A 5,394-nucleotide genomic window follows, 5' to 3' on the forward strand; every position below is an offset into this window, starting at 1 on the left:
TATTCACAATGCTTCTAGTACCGTTCCAGCCTCGTAAATTGGCAAAGGTATTGACGTATGGAAAGCTCTTCTAGATGAAGGGCTTTTTACATTTGACTGAATAAGCAACAGAAAATTTTACTATCATTCACTCAATGGGAGCAAAATCTTCCGCTACCACGCTCGCTTTTGTTGTTCACGTTTTAGCTACCCAAAACGCTTCTTTTGGCAAAATATCACTTAAAGACTAGTGATTAAAAATTAAATATGCATATCTTTCATAATATAAATGCATAATCGTCATAATCAATAGAGTTTTGATATCACCTGTGTCAAAAAGTTTTAATCATCTGGTGATACAGCGCTATTGAGAAGGGAGCCAGTGCGTTGCGGTGAGGTAGCGCCGACGCCACATGCCTCTGTCGGGAAACCCTCCTGCAGCAGTGGCTCGTCTTGGGGAGGCAGTGCGTTGCGGGGGTTTCCCCCAGGAGCGACTGCCGAACCCCGAAGGGGTGAATAAGGGCGCAAATGACGGGTTTCCCACGCCAAGCGCGACTGGTGGAGCGCGTAGCGTATCCGGAGGACATACCTGTATCTCCTCCATCAGACCCTGTTGCAACGGCCTAGCCGTGCCGTAGCCATAGGGAGGCAGCCGCTTGATATCGTGTCCGGTTAAAGACTTATCATTAAGACTGCAAGGGATCAGGGGGAAGGGAGCACCGGAGAAAGGGTTTTCGGTTTCTGCATAGATTTAGGAATAATAACTAATCAACCGGACTTGATATGAGTAGGTTTTCCACGCCAAGCGCTGGCTCCCGTTGTAGCACAAGGGCTAGGAACTGTAACTTAATTGTTAGACAAAGTTGGACTTTATTAGACTATTTGTCCACGTGCTATATTTGTGTTAACGCGATAACCAAGCGAAAACTTTTAAGGCTTGAGAACCTGAACAAAACTCTTAAGAGTAATCCTACCTGTAACAAGGCGGTTGAAAAAACCAGAAACCTTAATAGGATCGAAAATAATGGAGTAGAGTAGCAAAGTTTCTCAGAAAACACAATAAATAGGATAAGTTCTATCCGAATTTAAGCCTGTGGACTGGTTTGATGCCGACATCTCCAGGATGAAGCAGGAAGCAATCTGGGCAGTGTCTAACAAAGTCTAACTTTGTCTAGTTTTGTCCTAGTGTTGTAGAACGGTGTTTTGCCTCCGGAGCCACTTCTGTGCGGAGAGAAGTTTGAGCGGAGGTTTCCTCCGTAGACGCTTTGCGGCTTGCCGCAGGCATCAAAGCTTCGGAGGGTTCCCCCCATTGAAGAATGTGGCGTCAGGCGAGTGCGTATCCCCTCGACCAGACGCTCCGCTAAGACCGCAGGTGTACCGAAGGCATACGTCAAAGGTGGAGAGAACCCCGTTATTACCGAGCCGAGGGGGAGTAAGACCAACAAGCTCAAAGGTGGAAAGGCATCTGTCAATGACGCCCCAAGCCTACACGCTTACTGTAAGGGAGCGTGTAGGTAGTTACTCAGTTCTGTTCACATTATTGCTATTAAACGGAGAAGGGGGGATTCGAACCCCCGTTAGGTTGCCCTAAAACGCATTTCGAGTGCGCCGCATTCAACCACTCTGCCACCTCTCCAGAGGCATGATAAGTCCATCATAATAAGCTTATCATGCATGTGCGAGTTTTTTACAAAATAGATGTTTTGTTTTCACCTGCTGGGATAAATGTCTCAAACTGTCCGTTGGGCGTCCACTGGATAGCGCCATCTTTACTTGTAAAGAATAATTTGGTCTGAGTTTTGCTCAATTCAGATAGTGTTTTTTGGTCAACATTGGTGGTGGTTGCGATCACCACCTGCGGTTGCAGGACGGGAATTAATTCTTTTAAAGACTCACCCGGACACCATAAGACTTGCGGACGCACTACACGTCCACTATTCAGAAGTCTAAGCACTTCAGTTGTTTTTGTCTGACCCACTAACAGCCAATTTTGCCCGAAAATTTGCAACTGTAAGACGGGCAATTGGTTGTTGATTAATTGCGCGACTACCGAACCAGTAGTGATAGTTTGACCAACTGATAAAAATTGGTAAATCCCTTTACTCTTTTGCAGTTCCTTTTGAATGACTTGATTGGTTGTCTCATTGTCAGACGTGGGAGAATAGTCATAGAAAATTCCAATCGGTAAACGTTGCAATACCTCCAACCAAGCATTATTGCCATTGTGTTGAAAATCAGAAGCGATCGCCCAATCTACTTTGTTCACAGCTTGCTGTTGTAAAAACGGCAGTATAGTGAAGCGTCCCGTACCTTCATCTCCACTATTTATCAGTGTGACCTTCCCTTTATCTTGAATCACTAAAACTGGTTCTTCGCCAGCTGCTAACACTGTTACCCGAAACACGGTGTTTGCAGAATGCCAAACAGGGATAACAACCAAACCCAATGCAATTATCGCAGAAAACCACCACCGCTGTTGCCACCAACGCACCACCCATGCCAGGATAATCAATATATACATTGCCAGCATCTGACCAAGGGATATGCTACCTACAGCAACTGTACTTCCTGGTAAGCTGCCAAAAAATTCCACCAACTTTAGCAGCCAGTGGGTTGGATGATATAACAAATTAGCCAAGCTGCTTCCAAGCTCTGGTGAAATTAAGCTGACTAGAGCGCTTATCATTCCACCGATACTGATGATCGAAATAAAAGGTGTGGAGATAATGTTAGCTGGTAAAGTGTAAATTGCTACTACATTAAAGACGTACAATAAAAGAGGTAATGTCCAAATTGCAGCGGCTAGTGGAACTGCAATTGAAGATGTGATCATAGGTGGCAACCAATCAAAACGTTTTGTGATTGGGGATACTGTCACAATTAACCCCAGTGTTGCCAGAAAACTGAGTTGAAATCCCAAATCCCAAATCCACAGAGGATTAAAGAGCAATAATAAAACTGCTGCAACCAATAATGAACCTAATTGTTTTACTTTGCGCCTTAATCCTATTCCAATAAGCGCGGCAAAGCCCATAATTACGGCTCGAAGTACCGATGCTTGTAAACCTGTTAAAGTTAAGAAAAGAAGCAGAGCTATGCTCCCGAGTATAATTTGGGTTCCCTTTTTTGCTTTTGATGTCAATCCTAGAATGACACCTAAAATTAAGGATGTTTGAAACCCTGAGGCGGCTAAAGCATGAGCAAGTCCCACCTGCACAAAACGGTCTTGGGTTTCGTAAGGTAAATCAACGACTTTACTACCCAAAACCATTGCACTTACAAGTGGACCTTCTGGAACACCTAACGAACGAACTTGCGATCGCACAATTCGTTCTCGAACTTTCCACCATCCCCAAGTTTCTCCTTCATCCAGAATATTGACTTGCCGTCCACTCAAACCAGCAAACGCACCTTCTTGCTGGAGAAATTTTTGAAAATCAAAAGCACCGGGATTTAATGGTGGTTTTGGTTTGTACAAAACGCCAGTCACAGCAATTTGTTGACTGGGATGCAACCCAGTCGTTTGAAGTAAAGGCATAGTCACATATAACTTTCCTGTGACTCCTTTACTTGTACCAGCTGGGCCATTCTCATTTTTAACCTCATTAAGCTCAGTTGCTTGTAACCACAACTGTCCACGCTGACTCCGAGTCATGCGGGGTTTACTAAGCACCTTACCCCGAATAATAAAAAGTTGTTCTTGATTATTGGCATTTTCTGACGGGAGGAATTTACTGATATCGTTGGCTTCTGGTATCGGAACTCGCGATTGAAAATATAAACTAGCCAATAAACCTACTACGCCAGCAATCAGCCACACTCTAGGGTGAGGAGTGGTTTGCGATAATTGTGGCGCTGTCTTAGTCTTTGCTTGGGAATTATCCTTTTTTGGCAGATGTTTCCGTATATTAAGGCGTTGTCTTGCAAAAAAGATAGCTCCCGCTACTCCCAAACCGAATACCCAAAAGCCACCCCACGGAACTGCTGTAAACAGTAATCCTAGAATGTAGCCAAGACAGATTATGACACCACTTACCTGATTCATCAGAGTTTTTGGACAAACACCTGGCAGATACAATTTGTAGCTATGTAGACTAGAAGCTCAAAAAGTTTTCTACGCAAGAAAACTACTATGTTAAGCCTGCGTAGATAAGCTTTATTTGTATAGCCCCAGACTTCCAGTCTGCAAGTGCATCACAATTTTGGCAATAGGTTTACCAAAAACTCATACCAGTAGTGCGTCTAGTCTCAAATGTTGGGTTTTTACTAGATTTTTCACAAAAGAAGCACGGGACAACCTTTATCCGTGAGTTAGGTTTTAAGGTTTTCTTTGAGGTCATTAGTGAGCCTGCACTATACTTACTGACTTATTCAAAAGCGGAAAACCTAGCTTTTCTCGCTGTTCCACATATAATTGTGCGACCTTCCGCGCTAAAAGTCGAATTCTTGCAATGTAGCGAACTCGCTCTGTTACAGAAATTACTCCTCTGGCATCTAGTAAATTGAAAGTATGTGAACATTTCAAGACATAATCCAACGTAGGTAAGACAAGTCCACGTTCAGTCAATTGCTGCGCTTCCTGCTCGTACATATTAAACAATGTAAGCAGCATTTCCGGATTTGAGGCTTCAAAGTTGTAAACACACTGCTCAATCTCTCCTTGCAGGTGAACATCTCCATATGTGATGTTGTCCGTCCATTGAATCTTGGTGATTGCTTCTACTCCTTGAAGATACATCGTCAATCTTTCCAAGCCATAAGTCATTTCAATAGACACTGGACGGCAATCAATGCCTCCGCATTGCTGGAAGTATGTAAATTGAGTGATTTCCATTCCATCTAACCAGACTTCCCAGCCAGTTCCCCAAGCTCCTACTGTTGCATCTTCCCAATTATCTTCTACAAACCGAATATCGTGGTCTTCAGGACGAATTCCCAAAGCCCTTAAGGAATCAAGATAAATTTCTTGAATATTATTTGGCGAAGGCTTAATCAGAACTTGGTACTGGTAATAGTATTGGAAGCGATTGGGGTTTTCTCCGTAACGTCCATCAGTAGGACGGCGACAAGGTTCAACATAAGCGACAGCCCACGGTTCTGGTCCCAGGGCTCTTAAAAAAGTGTGGGGGTTTTTAGTGCCTGCTCCTTTTTCAATGTCGTAGGGTTGGGCAATTAGGCAACCGCGATCGCTCCAGAACTTATGCAATATAGCTATGACTGACTGAAAATTCACAACGACTTTTCCTTCATGAGTGGAAGTGCATCTCCCATTTTTGCCTAAACCCGTCACAGTAAGCAGTTTTGAGCACTCTCAAAAAATTCTCAAAAAAAGTTTCAGAAAATAGTTGACAGGCAAGAGTGGGTTCGCTATATTGAATAAGTGCCTGAAGCGCGGACACAAAAACAAGTCACCGC

At 43.7% G+C, this 5,394-nt stretch carries 3 protein-coding genes and 1 tRNA gene; all 4 read right to left on the bottom strand.

Annotation, left to right across the window (positions count from 1 at the left end; all coding sequences use genetic code 11):
* Positions 1-321: 321 nt before the first annotated feature.
* Positions 322-528 carry a hypothetical protein gene (locus tag AC5JM2_RS35595; protein ID WP_495840893.1) on the bottom strand — a complete coding sequence of 69 codons (207 nt, stop codon included), beginning with the start codon at positions 526-528 and terminating at the stop codon, positions 322-324.
* Positions 529-1,530: 1,002 nt separating this feature from the next.
* Positions 1,531-1,615 (bottom strand) — tRNA-Ser (locus AC5JM2_RS35600).
* 51 nt (positions 1,616-1,666) lie between these two features.
* Complete coding sequence (locus AC5JM2_RS35605) at positions 1,667-4,024, bottom strand: ComEC/Rec2 family competence protein (RefSeq protein WP_495840895.1); 2,358 nt, start codon at positions 4,022-4,024, stop codon at positions 1,667-1,669.
* A gap of 294 nt (positions 4,025-4,318) precedes the next feature.
* The gene (gene glyQ, locus AC5JM2_RS35610) at positions 4,319-5,212 is read right to left on the bottom strand and encodes a glycine--tRNA ligase subunit alpha (protein ID WP_495840897.1); all 894 of its coding nucleotides are present in this window, start codon (positions 5,210-5,212) and stop codon (positions 4,319-4,321) included.
* Positions 5,213-5,394 lie beyond the last annotated feature (182 nt).

The sequence above is a fragment of the Brasilonema angustatum genome, from assembly GCF_059505445.1.

Bases quoted from the DNA above. Each gene is read 5' to 3' on its own strand.
- AC5JM2_RS35605 (WP_495840895.1), bottom strand. From the start codon at position 4,024: ATGAATCAGGTAAGTGGTGTCATAATCTGTCTTGGCTACATTCTAGGA.